Source organism: Corallococcus sicarius, from assembly GCF_003611735.1.
Taxonomy (GTDB): domain Bacteria; phylum Myxococcota; class Myxococcia; order Myxococcales; family Myxococcaceae; genus Corallococcus; species Corallococcus sicarius.
In genome coordinates, this window is record NZ_RAWG01000211.1 from 1 (window position 1) to 16,554 (window position 16,554).

General features: G+C 70.9%; 13 protein-coding genes and 1 pseudogene. 6 read left to right on the top strand and 8 right to left on the bottom strand.

Annotated elements, in window-relative coordinates; all coding sequences use genetic code 11:
* Positions 1-76 precede the first annotated feature (76 nt).
* Both D7X12_RS27545 and D7X12_RS27550 read left to right on the top strand, forming a co-directional pair.
* The gene (locus D7X12_RS27545; RefSeq protein WP_120628245.1) at positions 77-976 is read left to right on the top strand and encodes a ferredoxin reductase domain-containing protein; all 900 of its coding nucleotides are present in this window, start codon (positions 77-79) and stop codon (positions 974-976) included.
* Positions 977-1,078: 102 nt separating this feature from the next.
* Positions 1,079-3,661, top strand: a complete 2,583-nt coding sequence (locus D7X12_RS27550) for a S8 family serine peptidase (protein WP_120628246.1) — start codon at positions 1,079-1,081, stop codon at positions 3,659-3,661.
* A gap of 9 nt (positions 3,662-3,670) precedes the next feature.
* On the opposite strand, the gene D7X12_RS27555 is transcribed toward D7X12_RS27550, so the two are convergent.
* The 3 genes from D7X12_RS27555 to D7X12_RS27565 all read right to left on the bottom strand — a co-directional run bounded on the left by D7X12_RS27555 (position 3,671) and on the right by D7X12_RS27565 (position 6,078).
* Positions 3,671-4,522: an alpha/beta fold hydrolase gene (locus D7X12_RS27555; protein ID WP_120628247.1), complete on the bottom strand. Its 852-nt coding sequence runs from the start codon at positions 4,520-4,522 to the stop codon at positions 3,671-3,673.
* Between the two features lie 45 nt (positions 4,523-4,567).
* Positions 4,568-5,374: a class I SAM-dependent methyltransferase gene (locus D7X12_RS27560; protein ID WP_244224813.1), complete on the bottom strand. Its 807-nt coding sequence runs from the start codon at positions 5,372-5,374 to the stop codon at positions 4,568-4,570.
* A gap of 143 nt (positions 5,375-5,517) precedes the next feature.
* Positions 5,518-6,078 (bottom strand): NifU family protein, encoded by a 561-nt coding sequence (locus D7X12_RS27565; protein WP_120628248.1) that lies wholly within the window; start codon positions 6,076-6,078, stop codon positions 5,518-5,520.
* Positions 6,079-6,253: 175 nt separating this feature from the next.
* On the opposite strand from D7X12_RS27565, the gene D7X12_RS27570 reads away from it, so the two are divergent.
* The 4 genes from D7X12_RS27570 (at position 6,254) to clpA (ending at position 10,626) form a co-directional block, all read left to right on the top strand.
* Positions 6,254-6,694, top strand: coding sequence for a hypothetical protein (locus D7X12_RS27570; protein ID WP_120628249.1), 441 nt, complete (start codon positions 6,254-6,256; stop codon positions 6,692-6,694).
* A 92-nt stretch (positions 6,695-6,786) separates the two neighbouring features.
* The gene (locus D7X12_RS27575; RefSeq protein WP_120628250.1) at positions 6,787-7,947 is read left to right on the top strand and encodes a GNAT family N-acetyltransferase; all 1,161 of its coding nucleotides are present in this window, start codon (positions 6,787-6,789) and stop codon (positions 7,945-7,947) included.
* 57 nt (positions 7,948-8,004) lie between these two features.
* On the top strand, positions 8,005-8,331 hold the full coding sequence (locus tag D7X12_RS27580; protein WP_014399347.1) for an ATP-dependent Clp protease adaptor ClpS: 327 nt from the start codon (positions 8,005-8,007) through the stop codon (positions 8,329-8,331).
* Between the two features lie 3 nt (positions 8,332-8,334).
* Positions 8,335-10,626 carry an ATP-dependent Clp protease ATP-binding subunit ClpA gene (gene clpA / locus D7X12_RS27585; RefSeq protein WP_120628251.1) on the top strand — a complete coding sequence of 764 codons (2,292 nt, stop codon included), beginning with the start codon at positions 8,335-8,337 and terminating at the stop codon, positions 10,624-10,626.
* 88 nt (positions 10,627-10,714) lie between these two features.
* Here clpA and D7X12_RS27590 read toward each other — a convergent pair whose 3' ends face one another.
* The 5 genes and pseudogenes from D7X12_RS27590 to D7X12_RS27610 all read right to left on the bottom strand — a co-directional run.
* Entirely contained in the window at positions 10,715-12,331 is a 1,617-nt protein-coding gene (locus D7X12_RS27590; protein WP_120628252.1) for a methyl-accepting chemotaxis protein, read from the bottom strand.
* A gap of 94 nt (positions 12,332-12,425) precedes the next feature.
* Positions 12,426-13,490, bottom strand: a complete 1,065-nt coding sequence (locus D7X12_RS27595) for a chemotaxis protein CheB (RefSeq protein ID WP_120628253.1) — start codon at positions 13,488-13,490, stop codon at positions 12,426-12,428.
* On the bottom strand, positions 13,487-15,652 hold the full coding sequence (locus tag D7X12_RS27600) for a hybrid sensor histidine kinase/response regulator (protein WP_120628254.1): 2,166 nt from the start codon (positions 15,650-15,652) through the stop codon (positions 13,487-13,489). The genes D7X12_RS27595 and D7X12_RS27600 overlap by 4 nt, the downstream gene beginning before the upstream one ends.
* Entirely contained in the window at positions 15,642-16,187 is a 546-nt protein-coding gene (locus D7X12_RS27605) for a chemotaxis protein CheW (protein WP_120628255.1), read from the bottom strand. Before D7X12_RS27605 ends, D7X12_RS27600 begins: the two co-directional genes overlap by 11 nt.
* Positions 16,184-16,554, bottom strand: a pseudogene (locus D7X12_RS27610) (CheR family methyltransferase); the annotation flags it as partial. The pseudogene D7X12_RS27610 and the gene D7X12_RS27605, both read right to left, overlap by 4 nt.

Below are 16,554 nucleotides of genomic sequence, written 5' to 3' on the forward strand. Positions count from 1 at the left end.
CTGCCCGCCCGCCCTTTCGTCATCCAGCCAACGTCCGGGCCGCGCGAGGCCATACCCCGCGTGTTATGGGAAGCCCATGAGCGTCCAAGCCACGCCCTCTCGCGCGAAGAAGCCCGTCGAGTATGAGGCCACCGTCACCGAAGTGCGGATGGAGACGCACGACACGGCGACGTTGATGCTGGACCTGGGCGCGCCCCCCGGCTCGGGGGCGCTCGACTACAAGGCAGGGCAGTTCATCAACATCGACCCGCACCAGTTCCCGGCGCTCGCGCACCAGTGCGCGTACCTCCAGTTGCAGAAGGGGCGCAAGGAGCCGGCGCGCTCGTACTCGCTCGCCTCCGCGCCGCACGAGCCCCAGCTGGCCATCACGGTGAAGGACGAGGAGTTCATCCCCGGCGTCACCCTCTACCCGCCGCTGCTGTCGCCGCTGCTCGTGCACGGCCGCCTCACCGGCGCCCGCTTCAAGGTCACGGGCTTCATGGGCCCGTACGTGCTGCCGGACGACGTGACGGAGAAGACGGACCACGTGCTGCACCTGGTGGCGGGCTCCGGCGCGGTGCCCAACTTCGCCATGGTGAAGGACGCGCTGCACCGGGGGCTCAAGCTGCGCCACACCTTCCTCGCGTCCAACAAGACCTGGGGCGACATCCTCTACCGCGAGGAGCTGGCCGCCCTGGAGCGCTCCGCCCCCGACCGCGTGCGCGTGGTGCACACGCTCACCCGAGAGACGGACGAGTCGAAGTTCAGCCCCCAGGTGCGCAAGGGCCGCGTCAACGAAGCCCTGCTGCACGAGCTGCTGCCGGACCGCGACACCTGCCTCGTCTTCGTCTGCGGGCCCGCCATCACCCCGTGGGACCGCCGCAAGGCGCTGGAGACGCGCACCCCCGCGACGCCGCGCTTCATGGAGGCGGTGCTCGGCCACCTGCACGCGCTGGACATCCCCGACAAGCGCATCAAGCGTGAAGCGTACGGCTGAGCCCTAAAAATCCGGATAACCGAAATTCTGCGAATATTTCCGGTGCAGGACGTCCTGGTAGCAGCCGCCTCGCGATGAGCGCGGCTCCCAGGAGCACTCTCCATGATGAAGGCGAAGGGCCGGCCCACGAAGCTGGCACTGGTGGTGTTGGCGTGCACCGCGACGAACGCGGCCGCCGCGAAGCTGGACGGCAGTGGAGCACCGCAGGGAGGCGGGCAGGTCCGGGCCGCCCCAGCGCTCCAGCGCGGGTCGCACGCGGCGCTCAAGCGCACCTTCCGCGCGGAGGACCTGCGCGTCACCTTCAAGAACCGCATCGAGGTGAAGTTCCGCGAGGGCAGCGGCGTGCGCTCTCGCGGCGGTGAGCTGGCGCTGGAGGCTGGCAAGGCGGTGGGCCCGTCGTCGCTCGCGGAGGTGGACCGGGTGCGCGCCGCGCTGCGCACCGTGCGTCAGTCCGTGGCGATGAAGATGCACCCCTTCACCGAGGACGCCGCCGAGCAGCTCAAGGCCCGGGGCGAGCGCCACTCCGGCGAGCTGCTGCCGGACCCGAACCTCTGGTTCTACGTCTACCTGGATGCCGGCTCGGACCGGGAGGTCGTGGACGTCGTCAACGCGCTCAACGCGCTGGACGTGGTGGAGGTGGCCTACCCGTCCCCCCTGCCCGTGCCCCCCGCGGACATGGACCGCGCGAGCGCGGAGGCCTTCCAGGCCTACTGGCGTGAGCATGCGCGCATGGAGCTGCCCGCCCTGGAGCGCGTGCGCGCCTGGGAGCGGGGCGAAGGCGCCCAGGCCCTGGTCGCGGAGGCCCTGCCCACCCCGAAGGCGGAGGCCGGCCCCGCCGCGCCGGGGGGCACGAACATGCTGACCGCCAGCTACGTGGCGGAGCAGGACTACGGCGAGGCCGCGCCCATCGGCATCGACACGGACTGGCTGCGGACCCAGTACTGGAACGCCTACGGCAACAATTGGGGCTACACCGACGCGGAGTACTCCTGGAACTACTCGCACCAGGACCTCACCCAGCTGACGGGCGCGGTGCTCGTCAACGGCCAGCCCCACGCCAGCGCGGCGGTGCTCGGCAACCGCAACCATGGCACGGCGGTGGTGGGCGTGCTCAGCGCCAACGCCAACACCTTCGGCACCACGGGGCTCGTGCACGCCTCCAGCGTGCGCCTGTCCACCGAGTGGCCGTCCACCGGCTATGACCGCGCCTCCGCCATCTACTCGGCGGCGAACCAGTTCTGGAACGGCGCCGTCATCCTGCTGGAGATGCAGGCGTACTCCAGCATCGACTGCAACGGCGACGGCATCGTCAGCACCGGCGCCAACGCGGACCTCGTCCCGTCCGAGTACGTGCCCGCCATCCGCGACGCCATCAAGTTCGCCACCGGCAACGGCCGCATCGTGGTGGAGGCCGCGGGCAACGGTAACTGCAACCTGGATACGGCGGGCTTCGCCGGGTACTTCAGCGCCACCGACGCGACGAAGGACTCCGGGGCCATCATCGTGGGCGCGGGCGAGAAGCTCACCCGCAACAAGGCCAGCTTCTCTACCTACGGCAGCCGCGTGGACACGCACGCCGAGGGCGACTGGAAGATCGTCACCACCGGCTACGGCGACAAGTACTCCGCCGAAGGGGAGAACCTCTTCTACACGAACACCTTCTCCGGCACCTCCGGCGCGTCCCCCATCGTCACGAGCGCGGCGGTGGCGCTCTCCGGGGTGATGTACCTGCGCCACGGCTCCTACTACGCCCCCAAGGAGCTGCGCGACGTGCTGCGCCGCGACGGCACGGCCCAGGCGACGGGCGGGAAGATTGGACCGCGCCCGGACCTGCGCAAGCAGATCTCCCACATGCAGAACCGCTACACGTCCATGCACTCCACGGACTTCGACGGCGACGGCCGCAGCGACGCCGCGGTGTGGCGGCCGGCCACCGGCACGTGGCACATCCGCTACTCCTCCACGGGCGCCACGCAGTCCATCGTGTTGGGGCAGCAGGGGGACATCCCCGTGCCCATGGACTTCACGGGTGACGCGCGCGCGGAGCTCGCCGTCTGGCGGCCGAGCACCGGCACGTGGATCGTGCGCAAGTGGGACGGCACCACGCAGTCCACCCAGTGGGGCACCCTGGGGGACATCCCCGTGCCCATGGACTTCACGGGTGACAAGAAGGCGGAGCTCGTCGCCTACCGCCCCACGTACGTCGGCGGCACCGCGGAGAGCCAGTGGCACATCCGCTACGCCAACGGCACCAACGCCACCTACAACTGGGGCGCCATCAGCGACGTGCCCATCGCCCGCGACTTCGACGGCGACGGCTACGAGGACATGTCCGTGTACCGGCCGGCCACCGGCACGTGGCACATCCGCTACTTCAGCGGCACCCACGCCACCTACACCCTGGGCGCCTGGGGCGACGTGCCCGTCCCCTACAAGGCGGGCAACCAGTGGAACCTCGCGGTGTGGCGGCCGGCCACCGGCACCTTCACCACGCTGAACATCCACGGCGGCGGCACGGTCAACACCGTGTACGGCATCCCGGGTGACGTGCCGCGCTTCGGCGACACCAACGGGGACGGCACCGACGAGTACATCATCTGGAGGCCCTCGACGGGCGTCTGGCACAACGCGCAGTTCGCCGCCTTCCAGTGGGGCGCACCGGGCGACATCTCCATGTCGCGCTAGGCCCGCGGCTCAGGTGGCGTCGGGGTCCCCCGGCGCCACCAGGTCGAAGAAGCGGAGCACGCGCTCGGCCGTCTCGCGCGGCTGCTCCAGCGGGAACAGGTGCGAGGCGAGCGGCATCACGTCCACCCGCGCCCGGGGCATCTCGCGCTCCGCCCGCGCCAGGGCGTCGGGCAGCAGCGTGTCTGACTTCTCCCCGCGCATCACCAGCGTGGGCGCGGTGTTGGCGCGGATGAGCTTCCAGGGGTTCGCGGGGAAGGTCTCGAAGATGCGCGCCTCCCACTCGCGCGGGATGCGCAGGCGGAAGTCACCCTCCGGCGTCGGCACGAGCCCGTGGGTGAGGTAGTCGTTGAAGCAGTCCGCGTCCCAGTCGCGGAACAGCTTGCGCTCGCGGTACGCGTCGGCGGCCTCCTCGCGCGTGGCCCAGCGGTCCCGTCTCCGCAGCGCGCCCTGCACGATGGGGGTGCGGTCCATGCGGCCCAGCAGCTTCAACAGCCGCACCGCCCACGCGCGCGACCCGGTGATGAGCACAGGGTCCAACGCCACCACCGCGCGGAACAGGCCGGGGTTCGCGGCGGACGCCATCAGCGTGCTCGCCCCGCCCACGCTGTGGCCCACGCCCAGGACGCCCGAGCGGCCCCGGGCCTTGAGCTCGCGCGCGAGGTCATCTCCCAGCTGCTGCCAGGTCGTGAGCGCCTTCGGGTCCTCGCCCGGCGTCAGCGGCCGCGTGCGCAGCGACACCACGTGGTAGCGCGTCGCCAGCCGCGTGAAGAGCTTCCGGTACGTCTCCGGAGGGAAGCCGTTCGCACAAGCGAAGTGCAGGAGCGGTCCCGTGCCCCCCCAGTCATCGAGCTCCAAGGCCATCCCCCATCTTCCGCGAGCCGCCCCCACCCGAAGGCAGGAAAACCCTCACGCCTCGCGTTCGTCCGTCCCGGGCACGGCCCCCGGAGCGGATTCCCCTTCAGACTCCGGCCCCGCGACCGCACCTTCCGTCGCCGGACCTTCCTGCAACGCGCTTCCTGACATGCCCTCGGGGGTGATGCCCAACAGCCGCGTCAGCCGGGGCTGTACGCCCGTCTCCGCGAGCAGCGCCTGGAGCTGCAACCGCGCGCGCCGGTTGTCCCGGTGCACGCGCCGCCCGAGGATGAGCTCGTTCTTCAGCGAGTGCTCCCACCCGGTCAGCTCCGTCACCGTCACCTGGTAGCCGAACGACTCCAGCGTCAGCGCGCGGATGACGTTCGTCAGGTGCGAGCCGAACTCACGCCGGTGCATGGGGTGCTGGAACAGCAGCGACATGGAGCCGGGCCCCTTCGCCTTCTTCTCCTTCAGCTGCGCGGCCACCTCCGCCTGACAGCACGGCACCACCGCCACGTGGTCCGCGCCATGCTTGATGGCGGCCACCAGCGCGTCATCCGTGGCGGTGTCGCACGCGTGCAGCGCCATCAGCACGTGGATGCGCTCGGGGTACTGGGCCTCGTCGATGTGCGCCGTCTGGAAGCGCATCCGGTCGAAGTGCAGCCGCTCCGCGCGCCCCTTCGCCCGCTCGGTCAGCTCCGGGCGCCCTTCGATGGACAGCAGCTCTCCCGCCTGGGCGTCCTTGAGGAACAGCTCGTAGACGATGAAGCCCAGGTACGCGTTGCCGCTGCCGGCATCCACCACCACGGGGTTCGGGTGACGGGCCTGCACGTCGTCCATCGCGGGGCGCAGCAGGCCCACCAGGTGGTTGACCTGCTTGAGCTTGCGCAGCGCATCCGCGTTGAGGTGTCCCTCGCGCGTGAGCAGGTGCAGCTCGCGCAGGAGCGCTTGGGACTGGTCCGGCAGCAGCTCCTTGCGGACCTGCGGCGCCTTGACGTTGCGTCTCAGACGGACACCACTTCCATCACTTCGGGGATGGCCTCACGCAGGCGGCCCTCGATGCCCATCTTCAGCGTCGCCGTGGACGACGGGCAGCCCGCGCACGAACCCTTCATGTGCAGGTAGACGATGCCGTCCTCGAAGCGATCCAACGTGATGTCGCCGCCGTCCTGCGCCACCGCCGGACGGATCTCCTCGTCCAGGATGGTCTGGATGCGCTGCTCCACGGAGCCGTCCTGCGACGCCACCTGGCGCGACGCCGCGAGCGCCGCCTCGTCCACCACCGGCAGGCCCTCCGTGAGGTGCGTGTCCAGGGTGGACATCACGGAGTCGTTGAGTTCGTCCCACTCCCCGGAGTCGCCCTTCGTCACGGTGACGAAGTTGCTGCCGAGCATCACCGCGGTCACGCCCTGGATGTCCATCAGGCGCAGGGCCAGGGGCGACTTCGCCTCCGCGTCACCCCGGTTGGTGAAGTTCACGGCGCCGCCGCCCAGCAGCTTGCGGTCCACCACGTACTTCAACGTGCTGGGGTTGGGGGTCCACTCGAGCTGGATGTTCACGGACATTCTGTTCTCCCGACGAAAGTCTGCTTCCTCTAAGGCGCGCCGGGCCCCAAAGCAACCTGTCCGGCTGTCAGGCAAACGCGCCGCCTGTTCCATTCACTCCGGATGGAGCCCGGAGCACGTTCCGATGTAAGACACCGGGTCCCCTCCTTCCTGCCCTCCAGGCGAGGTTTTCCCCATGTCCTTCCCGCCGCGCCTCGCCCACCTCGCCACCCGGGCCGTGGTGGTCGCCAAGCTGGGGCCTACCTACGCCGCCGCCCACAGCCTGGATTCGGAGGAATCCGCCCAGCGCCTGTCCACCGCGCTCTCCGGACGGCTCCTGACGTCGCTGCTCGACGCCACCTGGGGCCAGATGCTCGGCGCGACGAAACGTCTCACGGAGGACGGCCTGCTGGAGAAGGTGGCCGCCACCCTGGGCGACCGGCCCCAGCGCCCCGGCAAGGTGGCGACCACGACGCCCGGCTGGAGCGCCTTCCTGGTGCTGGTGGACCTGGAGGCGGGCACGGCCAGCGACGCCGCCCGCCGGGTGATGGAGTCCGACGAGGGGCGCAAGCGCGGCGCCGCCGGGCTCCAGGAGGTCGCGGCCTTCCTCGCCGCGGAGCTGACGCGCGGCAGGTAGGGGCAGGGCCGCCGGGCCGGCGTGGCGGCAGGCGACACGCGCCGTTATAGGCTGGCGCTCGGCCCGTCCGCGTCCGGCTCCCGCGTCCTCCCATGTCCGCCCCGCTCCCCACCACGCTGCGCCTGCTCACGTCCATCACCGACGTGCCCCAGATGGCCTGGGACGCGCTGGTGGACCCAGGCTCCATGCCCTTCCTGGAGTGGGCCTTCCTGGCCGCGCTGGAGGAGAGCGGCAGCGTGGTCCCCGAGCGCGGCTGGCACCCGCGCCACCTCACCCTCTGGCGGGGCTCCCGGCTGGTGGCCGCCGCGCCCGCGTACTTGAAGGACGACAGCCACGGCGAGTTCGTCTTCGACGCCGCCTGGGCCACCGCCGCCGAGCGCGCCGGCCTGCGCTACTACCCCAAGCTGGTGCTCGCGGTGCCCTTCACCCCCGCCACCGGCCGCCGCGTGCTGGTGGCCCCCGGCGAGGACCGCCCCACCCGCGAGGCGGAGCTGTACGGCGCCGCCCTGGAGTACGCCCGCGCGGAGGGGCTCTCCAGCGTCCACGTCCTCTTCCCCACCCCGGAGGAGCTGCCGGTGCTGGAGGCGCAGGGCTACGCGGTCCGCCTGGGCGTGCAGTACCAGTGGACGAATGCCGGCTACCGGACGTTCGAGGACTTCCTCGGCCGCTTCCACGCCAGGCGGCGGCACCAGCTCAAGCGCGAGCTGCGCGCGACGGCGGCCCAGGGCATCACCCTGCGCACCCTCCGGGGCGAGGCCCTGGAGGCGCTGAAGCCGGAGGAGGCCTGGCAGCTCTACGTGGCCACGGTGGACCGCTACCCGTGGGGCGTGCGTTCGCTGACGCCGGACTTCTTCACGCGCCTGCTCGGCCGCTTCCGGCACCGCTGTGAGTTCGTGGAGGCCCGGCGGGAAGGCCGGCGGGTGGCGGGGGCGTTCAACTTCATCGGGCCGCGCACGCTGTACGGTCGTTATTGGGGAGCGCTGGAAGAGCACCCGTTCCTGCACTTCAACGTGTGCCTCTATCACCCGGTGGAGGCGTGCATCGCGCGGGGGCTGGAGCGCTTCGAGCCGGGGACCGGGGGCGAGCACAAGCTCACCCGGGGTTTCGAGCCGCACCTCACATACAGTGCGCATCTCTTCCTCCACCCCGGGTTGGACCGGGCGGTGCGCGGCTTCCTGGCGCACGAGCGGGCGGCCGTTGAAAGCGGCCTGCCGCTCTGGTGGGCGGAGACGGGTTTCAAGGAGCGGGCCTGAAGTCTTCCAAAGGCCCGCCAAGGTTCGCGAAGCGAAGGCAAGGGAGTCCGCAAGCCCATGGCGCAGAAGCACCAGCACGATGACGGCCAGGTCGTCACGGAGGCCGTCCCGAAGCAGAAGTTGAAGAGACCGACGCTCTACAAGGTCCTCCTGCACAACGACAACTACACCACGCGTGAGTTCGTGGTGGCCGTGCTCAAGGAGATCTTCCACAAGTCAGAGACGGATGCCGTGCAGATCATGATGCACGTTCATTACAACGGCATCGGTGTCGCGGGTGTTTATACCTACGACGTCGCCGAGACGAAGCTCAAGACAGTGGAGGCCGCGGCGAGGGACAACGGGTTCCCCCTGCGGCTGTCCATGGAACCCGAGGAAGGCTGAACCGTGGCAGGACCATCGATTGCCAAAGAATTGCAGGCCAGCTTCCGCACCGCGCTCGACGAGGCGCGGAAGATGCGCCACGAGTACCTGACGCTGGAGCACCTGCTCCTGGCCCTCACCCGTGACTCGCGCACCCGCGAGGTCCTCAAGTCCTGCGGCGCCAACGTCAAGCGCCTGCAGGAGAACCTGACCTCCTTCCTGGAGGAGACGGTCGAACGGCTGCCCGACGACGTGGACGCCGAGCCCCAGCAGACCATTGGCGTGGAGCGCGTGCTCCACCGCGCCGCCATGCACGCCCTGTCCGCCGAACAGAAGTACATCGACGGTGGTGACGTGCTCGTGGCCATGTTCCGCGAGGAGGAGAGCCAGGCCCTCTTCCTGCTCCAGCAGGAGGGCGTCACCCGTCTGGACCTGCTCAACTTCATCTCCCACGGCATCAGCAAGGACGGCGAGGAGACCGGCGACAGCAGCAGCCGGGGCGCCGCGCCCGCCGGGGACGACGAGGACGGCGAGTCGTCACGCAAGAGCCCGCTGGAGGCGTACGCCACCCAGCTCAACGCCGAGGCGAAGGCGGGCCGCATCGACCCGCTCATCGGCCGTGACAAGGAGCTGGAGCGCACCATCCAGGTGCTCTGCCGCCGCCGCAAGAACAACCCGCTCTACGTGGGCGAGGCCGGCGTGGGCAAGACGGCCATCGCGGAGGGCCTGGCGCTCCACATCACCGAGGGCCGCGTGCCCGAGGCGCTGAAGGACGCGGTCGTCTACTCGCTGGACATGGGCGCGCTGCTCGCGGGCACCAAGTTCCGCGGCCAGTTCGAGGAGCGCCTGAAGGGCGTGCTCAAGGCGCTCCAGGAGCTGCCCGACGCCATCCTCTTCATCGACGAGATCCACACCATCGTCGGGGCGGGGGCCACGAGCGGCGGGTCCATGGACGCGTCCAACCTGCTCAAGCCCGCGCTGGCGAGCGGCCGGCTGCGCTGCATCGGCTCCACGACGTTCCAGGAGTTCAAGGCGTCGTTCGAGCGCGACCGCGCGCTGTCCCGTCGCTTCCAGAAGATTGAGGTCCCCGAGCCCAGCGTGGAGGACACCGTCCTCATCCTGGAGGGGCTGCGAAGCCGCTACGAAGAGCACCACCACGTGAAGTACGCGGAAGGGGCCCTGCGCGCGGCGGCGGAGCTGGCGGCCAAGCACATCAACGACCGGTTCCTGCCGGACAAGGCCATCGACGTCATCGACGAGTCGGGCGCGGCCGAGCGGCTGAAGCCGGAGGGCGTGCGCACCGGCAACGTCACCGCGCACGACGTGGAGCAGGTCGTCTCCAAGATGGCCAAGATTCCGGCCAAGAGCGTGTCCGCCAGCGAGGGCGTGCAGATCCAGAACCTCGACAAGGAACTCAAGGGCGTCATCTTCGGCCAGGACAAGGCCATTGATGAGATGGTCAGCGCCATCAAGCTGTCGCGCTCCGGCCTGCGTGCGCCGGAGAAGCCCATTGGCAGCTTCCTCTTCTCCGGCCCCACGGGCGTGGGCAAGACGGAGCTGGCGAAGCAGCTGGCGCAGAGCCTGGGCGTGGAGTTCCTGCGCTTCGACATGAGCGAGTACTCGGAGAAGCACACGGTGAGCCGGCTCATTGGCGCGCCCCCGGGCTACGTGGGCTTCGACCAGGGCGGTCTGTTGACGGACGCCGTGCGCAAGCACCCGTACGCGGTGCTGGTGCTGGATGAAATCGAGAAGGCCCACCCGGACCTCTTCAACATCCTGCTCCAGGTGATGGACCACGCGACGCTCACGGACAACAACGGCCGCAAGGCGGACTTCCGCAACATCATCCTCATCCTGACCACCAACGCCGGTGCGCAGGAGATGAGCACCAAGGCCATGGGCTTCGGTGACACCGGGGTGGTGGTGGACGGCTCGCGGGCGAAGAAGGCCATCGAGCGCACCTTCACGCCGGAGTTCCGCAACCGCCTGGACGGGTGGATCCTGTTCTCCGGCCTGCCCGCGGAGGTCATCCTCAAGGTCGTGGACAAGGAAGTGCGCCTGCTCCAGAAGGTGCTCGACGAGAAGAAGGTCAAGCTGGAGCTCACGCCCGCCGCGCGCGCGTGGCTCGCGGAGCACGGGTATGACCCCGCCTTCGGCGCGCGCCCCATGGCGCGGCTCGTGGACAACTCCCTCAAGAAGCAGCTCGCGGAGGCCCTGCTCTTCGGCGACCTCAAGGGCGGCGGCGTCGCCCGCTTCGACGTGGTGGATGACGCGCTGAAGCTCGTCTCCCAGTCCGCCGAGGCCGTGCCCGCGTAAGGCACGCAGACCGATTGAAACACCCAAGGCCCCGGGCCCCCATGACAGGGGACTCGGGGCCTTCGTGTTTCCCAGGCGCGCTGTCCGGCTAGTCCTTCTTCGGCTCGACGCGGTAGGCGCCCACGGCGCTGGAGAGCTGCTCGGAGATGATCTGCAGCGTGGTGGCCGCCTCGCCGGTGGACCCGATGCGGGCCACCGTGTCGTCCATCATCCTGGACAGGTCATTCACCGCGAGGGTGATTTGATTGATGCCCACGTTCTGCTGGTTCACTGCGGCGGCGATCTGCCGGACGGCGGCGGCGTTGTCCTGGACGATGGAGGACAGCTCGCGCAGGTTCTGCCCGCTGGCGCGCACCTGCTCCAGGCCCGCCTCCATGCGCTCCGCGCCGCGCTCCGTGATGCGCACCGCCGCGGTGACGGAGTTGGCGATGTCGTCCAGGAGCTCCCGCACCCGCGTGGTCGCCTGGATGGACTGGTCCGCCAGGGCGCGGATTTCGCGCGCCACCACGCTGAAGCCCTTGCCGTGCTCGCCGGAGCGGACGGCCTCGATGGCCGCGTTGAGCGCGAGCATGTTGGACTGATCCGCCAGGTCCTTCACCGTCTGGGTGATGCCGCCAATCTGACGGGTGCGCTCGCCCAGCTCCAGAATCTTCTCCGCGATCTCCCCCACCTGCGCGCGGATGTCGTTGAGCCCCGCCATCGTCTGCTCGATGGAGGCCTCGCCCGCCTTCGCCAGGGTGTCCGCGCGCTCGGCCACGCTGAGCACGCTCTCCGCCTTCTGCGCGGCCAGCGTGGAGGTCTGCTTGATCTCCTGCGCCGTCACCTGCGTCTCCTGGAGCGCGGCGGCCTGGCGCGAGATGGTCTGCGCCTGGTCCGTGGAGGACGCGTTGAGGTGGTCGGTGGACTGGGTGAGCGCGGTGGCCGCGTGCTGGAGGTTGATGGTCACCTCGCGCAGCTTGCCCACCATCTGCGAGAAGGAATTGGACAGCCGCCCCACCTCGTCGCTGCCCCGGGCGGTGATGGGGCGGGTGAGGTCGCCGGACTCCACGATGTGGCCCGCCACCGACGTGAGCTCCGCCAGGGGCCGCACGATGCTCCGGCCGAACAGCGCCGCCACCACGACGCCGCACAGCTCCAGCAGCAGCGCGAACAGCAGCATCCGCCAGCGCAGCACCTCCACCTTCGCGTCGATGTATTCGCGCGCCATGCCCACGTGCACGGTGCCCAGCCGCCCCTGCGCCACCGGCGCCGCCACGTCCATCCCCACCAGGGTCCGGCCGCCCCGGTGCAAGCGCACCTCGGGGATGACGCGCAGGCCATCCTTGCCCACCACGGCCGGGGCCTCGGTGGCGACCTTCAGCGCCTCCGGGAAGGCGCCATTGAAGGTGTGCACCAGCACCTTGCCGCCCGGCTCCTGGATGAAGAGGTACGCCAGGTCCTCGCGCCCCATGAACGGCTGCAGCAGGGGCTGGAGCGACGGCATGCGCGCGGCCAGGCCCTGCTCCGCGGCGATGGACAGGCCCAGCGCCACGGCCTCCCCTTCGATGATGTGGCGCTCCTCCAGGTTGGATTCCAACTGGCTGGTGGCGATGAAGGTGAGGAGCACGGCCACGGCGGCGCTGATGACCGCCGTGACGAGCACGAACTTCGGCGCGAGCCCGAGCCCTCGGAGGAAGGAGAGACGGAGCGGGGGAATCTGCTTCAAGGAGACTCTCCTGGGACCCTGTGTTCAGACGGCCAACGTCCGGCCGTCAGGCATCCAGGCCTCCGCACGGGGGTGCGGTTTCCTGGGGGGAGGCTCATCGGGAGCCGCCATCCGGTACACGTGTGGGACGGAACGAGGGGCGCTGGCAGCTCTGCAGGATGAGCTCCGCCACCGAAGACAGGGGCACGCCCCCGTCGGTGGCCTTCAGCTCCACCGCGGCGCGCGGCATGCCGTAGACGACGCTCGACGCCTCGTCCTGCGCGAAGGTGACGCCTCCCGCGATGCGGATGGCCAGCAGGCCCCGCGCGCCGTCCTCGCCCATGCCGGTGAGGACGCCGCCGCCACAGCGCCGGCCGTACGCCGCCGCCATCGACTGCAGGAGCACGTCCCCGTTGGGGCACGGCCCGCCCTGGCTGCGCTGCAGCCGCGCCATGCCCGCGCTGTCCACCAGCAGGTCGTGGCCATCCAGCGGGAAGTAGACGCGGCCCGGCTCCAGCCGCTCGCCGTCGCGCGCCATGAGGACGTTGAGCTCGCACACCTGGGACAGCCAGCGCACCATGCCCTGCGTGAAGCCCACCGTGATGTGCTGGGCGATGAGCACCGGCACCGGCAGGTCCTTGGGCAGCTTGGACAGCACCTCCGCCAGCGCGGGCGGCCCGCCCGTGGAGGCGACCAGCCCGAACACGTCCACCCGCGCCCCGGTGAGCAGCGGCTGCGGCTGACTGACGCGCGGGCGGCGGGAGATGACGGGCACCTCCGCCATCAGGCACACCGAGTGCGCCAGCTCCCGGCCCCACTTGCGCAGCTCCTCCGCGTTCGTCACGTTGGGCTTGCCGATGAGCTCCAGCGCCCCGGCGCTCATGGCCTGGAAGCCCAGGTCCACGCCGCGCTGCTCCGCCACCGCGCTCACGACCAGGATGCGCGCGGGCGCCTGGGACATGATGTGGCCGATGGCCGCCGGGCCATCCAGGCCGGGCAGCAGCAGGTCCATGGTGATGACGTCCGGGCGCAACAGCCGCGCCAGTTGCACGGCGCGGTTGCCGTCCGCCGCCCGGCCCACGACTTCAATGCGCGGCTCCTCGGTGAGCAGCGCGGTGAGCGTGTTGGCCATGGTGGGCGAGTCGTCCACCACGAGCACGCGGATCTTCTTCGTGCTCAAGCGCGGCTCCCACGGCGGCTCATCACGTCCAGGACTTCTGCGAGCAGGCGGCCCGCGGCGCACTCGCGCTTGCTGAGGAAGCCATCCGCCCCGGCCGCAAGGCCCCGCTCGCGGGCAGGCTGGCTGTCATGCGCGGACACGAGGATGACGGGCAGCGTGCGCGTCTCCTTCTTGTCGCGAAGCCGCGCGATGAGCTCCGTGCCGTCCATCTCTTCCATGTCCAGGTCGCAGATGACGACGTCGTAGGTGTCCGCGGCCAGCCGCTCCAGCGCCCGGGCCCCGCTGGCCGCCAGGTGCACCTGGAAGCCGCCCGCCTCCAGCATCGCCCGGTGCAGCGCGCGCGCGGTGAGCGAGTCGTCCACCACCAGCGCCCGCCGGCTCGCCGCCGACACCTGCGTCTTCTCCGAATCCGACACCACCCAGTCCGGCCGGAGGATGAGCAACAGCTCGCCGCGGCTGAGCGTCGCCGCGCCCTGCCAGGCCGCCACCTCGCGCACCTCCGAGGGCAGCGGGCGGATGACCAGGTCCCGGTCCCCCACCACCGCGTCCACCACCAGCGCCACGCGCCGGCCGCCGCTCTGCACGATGAGCATCGGCTGGCCCTCCGCGGGCGGCGCCGACGCGCGCAGCCCCAGCCGCGCGCCCAGGTCCACCACCGGCAGCAGCTGCCCCAGGTGCTCCAGGTGCGCCCGGCGCTTGCCCACGCGCAGCGAGTCCGCGCGCGCCAGCTGCGTGGACTCCACCGCCAGCATGGGCAGGCCCACGTACTGCTCCAGCGCGCGCACCATCAGCACGGGGGAGCTGCCCAGGTCCACCGGCAGCGTGAGCACGAAGCGCGTGCCCTGCCCGCGCGTGCTGGCCACCTCGATGCGCCCCTGCAGCGACTCCACCGTGGCGCGCACCGCGTCCAGCCCCACGCCGCGTCCGGAGGTGTCCGTCACGTCCGAGCGCGTACTGAAGCCCGCGCTGAAGATGAGGTCGCGCACCTGGTTGTCGTTGAGGCGCGCCAGCTCGTCCGCCGTCACCAGCCCGCGCTTCTCCGCCACGCGGCGCACGGCGACCAGGTCGATGCCGCGCCCGTCGTCACTCGCCTCCAGGTAGAGGAGGTTTCCCTGCTGCTCCACCCGCAGCGTGAGCGCGCCCTCCTGGTGCTTGCCGGCCTTCTCGCGCTCGGCGGGCATCTCCAGGCCGTGGTCCACCGCGTTGCGCAACAGGTGCACGAGCGCGCCCTGGAGCTTCTCCAGCAGGCGCCGGTCCAACGACACCTCCGCGCCCACCACCGACAGCCGCGCCTCCTTGCCCAGCTGGCGCGACAGGTCGCGCACCATGCGCTGCAGGGGCTCCAGGATGGTGCGCGTGGGCCGCGTGGTGATGGCCTTGAGGCCCTCCTCCAGCGCGTCCACGATGTCGCTCGTCTCCTCGCCGTCGGTGCGCAGCGAGCGGCCCGTGCCGGACAAGAGCGTGCGCGCCTCCGCCGTCTCCGCGAGCAGGCCCTGCTTGGCGAGCAGCGTGGACACCCGCTCCAATTCCCGGCTGCGCTCCTCCACCCGCAGGCGCACCTCGCGCAGGCGCTCCACCTCGCGCATCAGGGACGTCACCTGGCGCGCGCTCACCCGCCAGCCCGCGTCCGAGGACTCGCCCTGCGGCTCCGGCGACGACGGCGCACCGGGCTCCGGCGGGCTCGAGGCCTGCGCTGGCGCCTGGGTCTGGGGCGCATGCGCGAAGCCCCCGCCCGGCAGCAGGGCGGCGTCCTCCGGCGGCGGCGCGGACGCGACCAGCTGCGCGAGCGCGGCGGCGGGGTCCGGCAGGTAGTCCCCCCGGCCGTCCGCGTGCGCCTGGGCGCGCAGCATGAACAGGTCCAGCCCGTGCAGCAGGATGTCCACCACCGTGCGCGGCATCTTCTGCGTGGTGGCCTTGAGCGGCGCCAGCGCGTCTTCCAGCCGGTGCGCGATGTCGCCCAGGTCCTGGAGCCCCAGCGACGACGCGCTGCCCTTCAGCGTGTGCAGGTGCCGGCCCAGCCGGATGTAGATCTTCGCGAGCGCGTCGTTCTCCAGCCCCTCGCGCTCCAGCTCCAGCAGGTCCATGGTGACCTTCTGGATGACCTCCTGCGCCTCCACGGCGAAGCCCGCCACCAGCCCCTGCAGCATCGGATCAACGCCCATGGCGCACTCCCGCTTCCGACACGGCGAACAGGCGCTTCGGGTTGATGAGGTGGATGAGCTGACGGTCCTGGGTGAAGACCTCCATCACCGGCCCTTCAGCCCGCGCGCGCGCGGCCTCCACCGACGCGAGCGACAGCGTGGTGGGGCGAGGAATGGCCTCGCAGTCCAGCGCGCACAGCTCCCCATCGCCCCGGTCCACCACCAGCAGCACGGCGGGGTCCTGCCGCCACCCGTGGCCGCCCAGGAGCGACGCCAGGCTCAGCGCGGACAGCACCTGTCCCTGGAAGCGCAGCACGCCGATGACGGCGGGCTCCGACAGCGGCACGGGCGTCACCATGCGCAGGGGCAGCGCGGCGCGCAGCGACTCCAGCGGCAGCGCGTAGCGCTCCTCGCCCAGGGGGAACTCGGCGATCCAGTGGACCGCCTCCTCCAGGGACGACTCGCCCTGCTCGCGCAGGCGCGCGGCCCGGCGCGCGAGCAATTCGCGCGTCTCTTCTGCCAGGGCCTCGTCCACCATCCGCGGCGTCCCCTTCATTCCAGCGCCCCCAGATTCAGGTAGGCGTCCGCGGACGCCAGATAGAAGCGCGCAGGCAGCGCCTCCGGTCCATCCACCAGCGTGTCTGGTGGAAGTTGTCCGGCTCTCGTGCGCAGCGCGCGCATCAGCGGGAAGGCCGCGTCACGGGCCCCCGCGCGCTCACGCAAGAGCGCCAGCTCCAGCAGGCCCGGCAGGTAGTCCGGCGCCTGCTTCACCAGCAGCTCCAGCACCGCCGTCGCGCCCGCCACGTTGCCCTCTTCAATCCGCTCCAGCGCTTGCAGGTGCAGACGCGCGGGCGAAGGCGGCGGGGACGGCGGCGGCGGGGGCGTGGCCGCCAGCGGCGCCGACAGCCGGCGCGGCGGGGGCG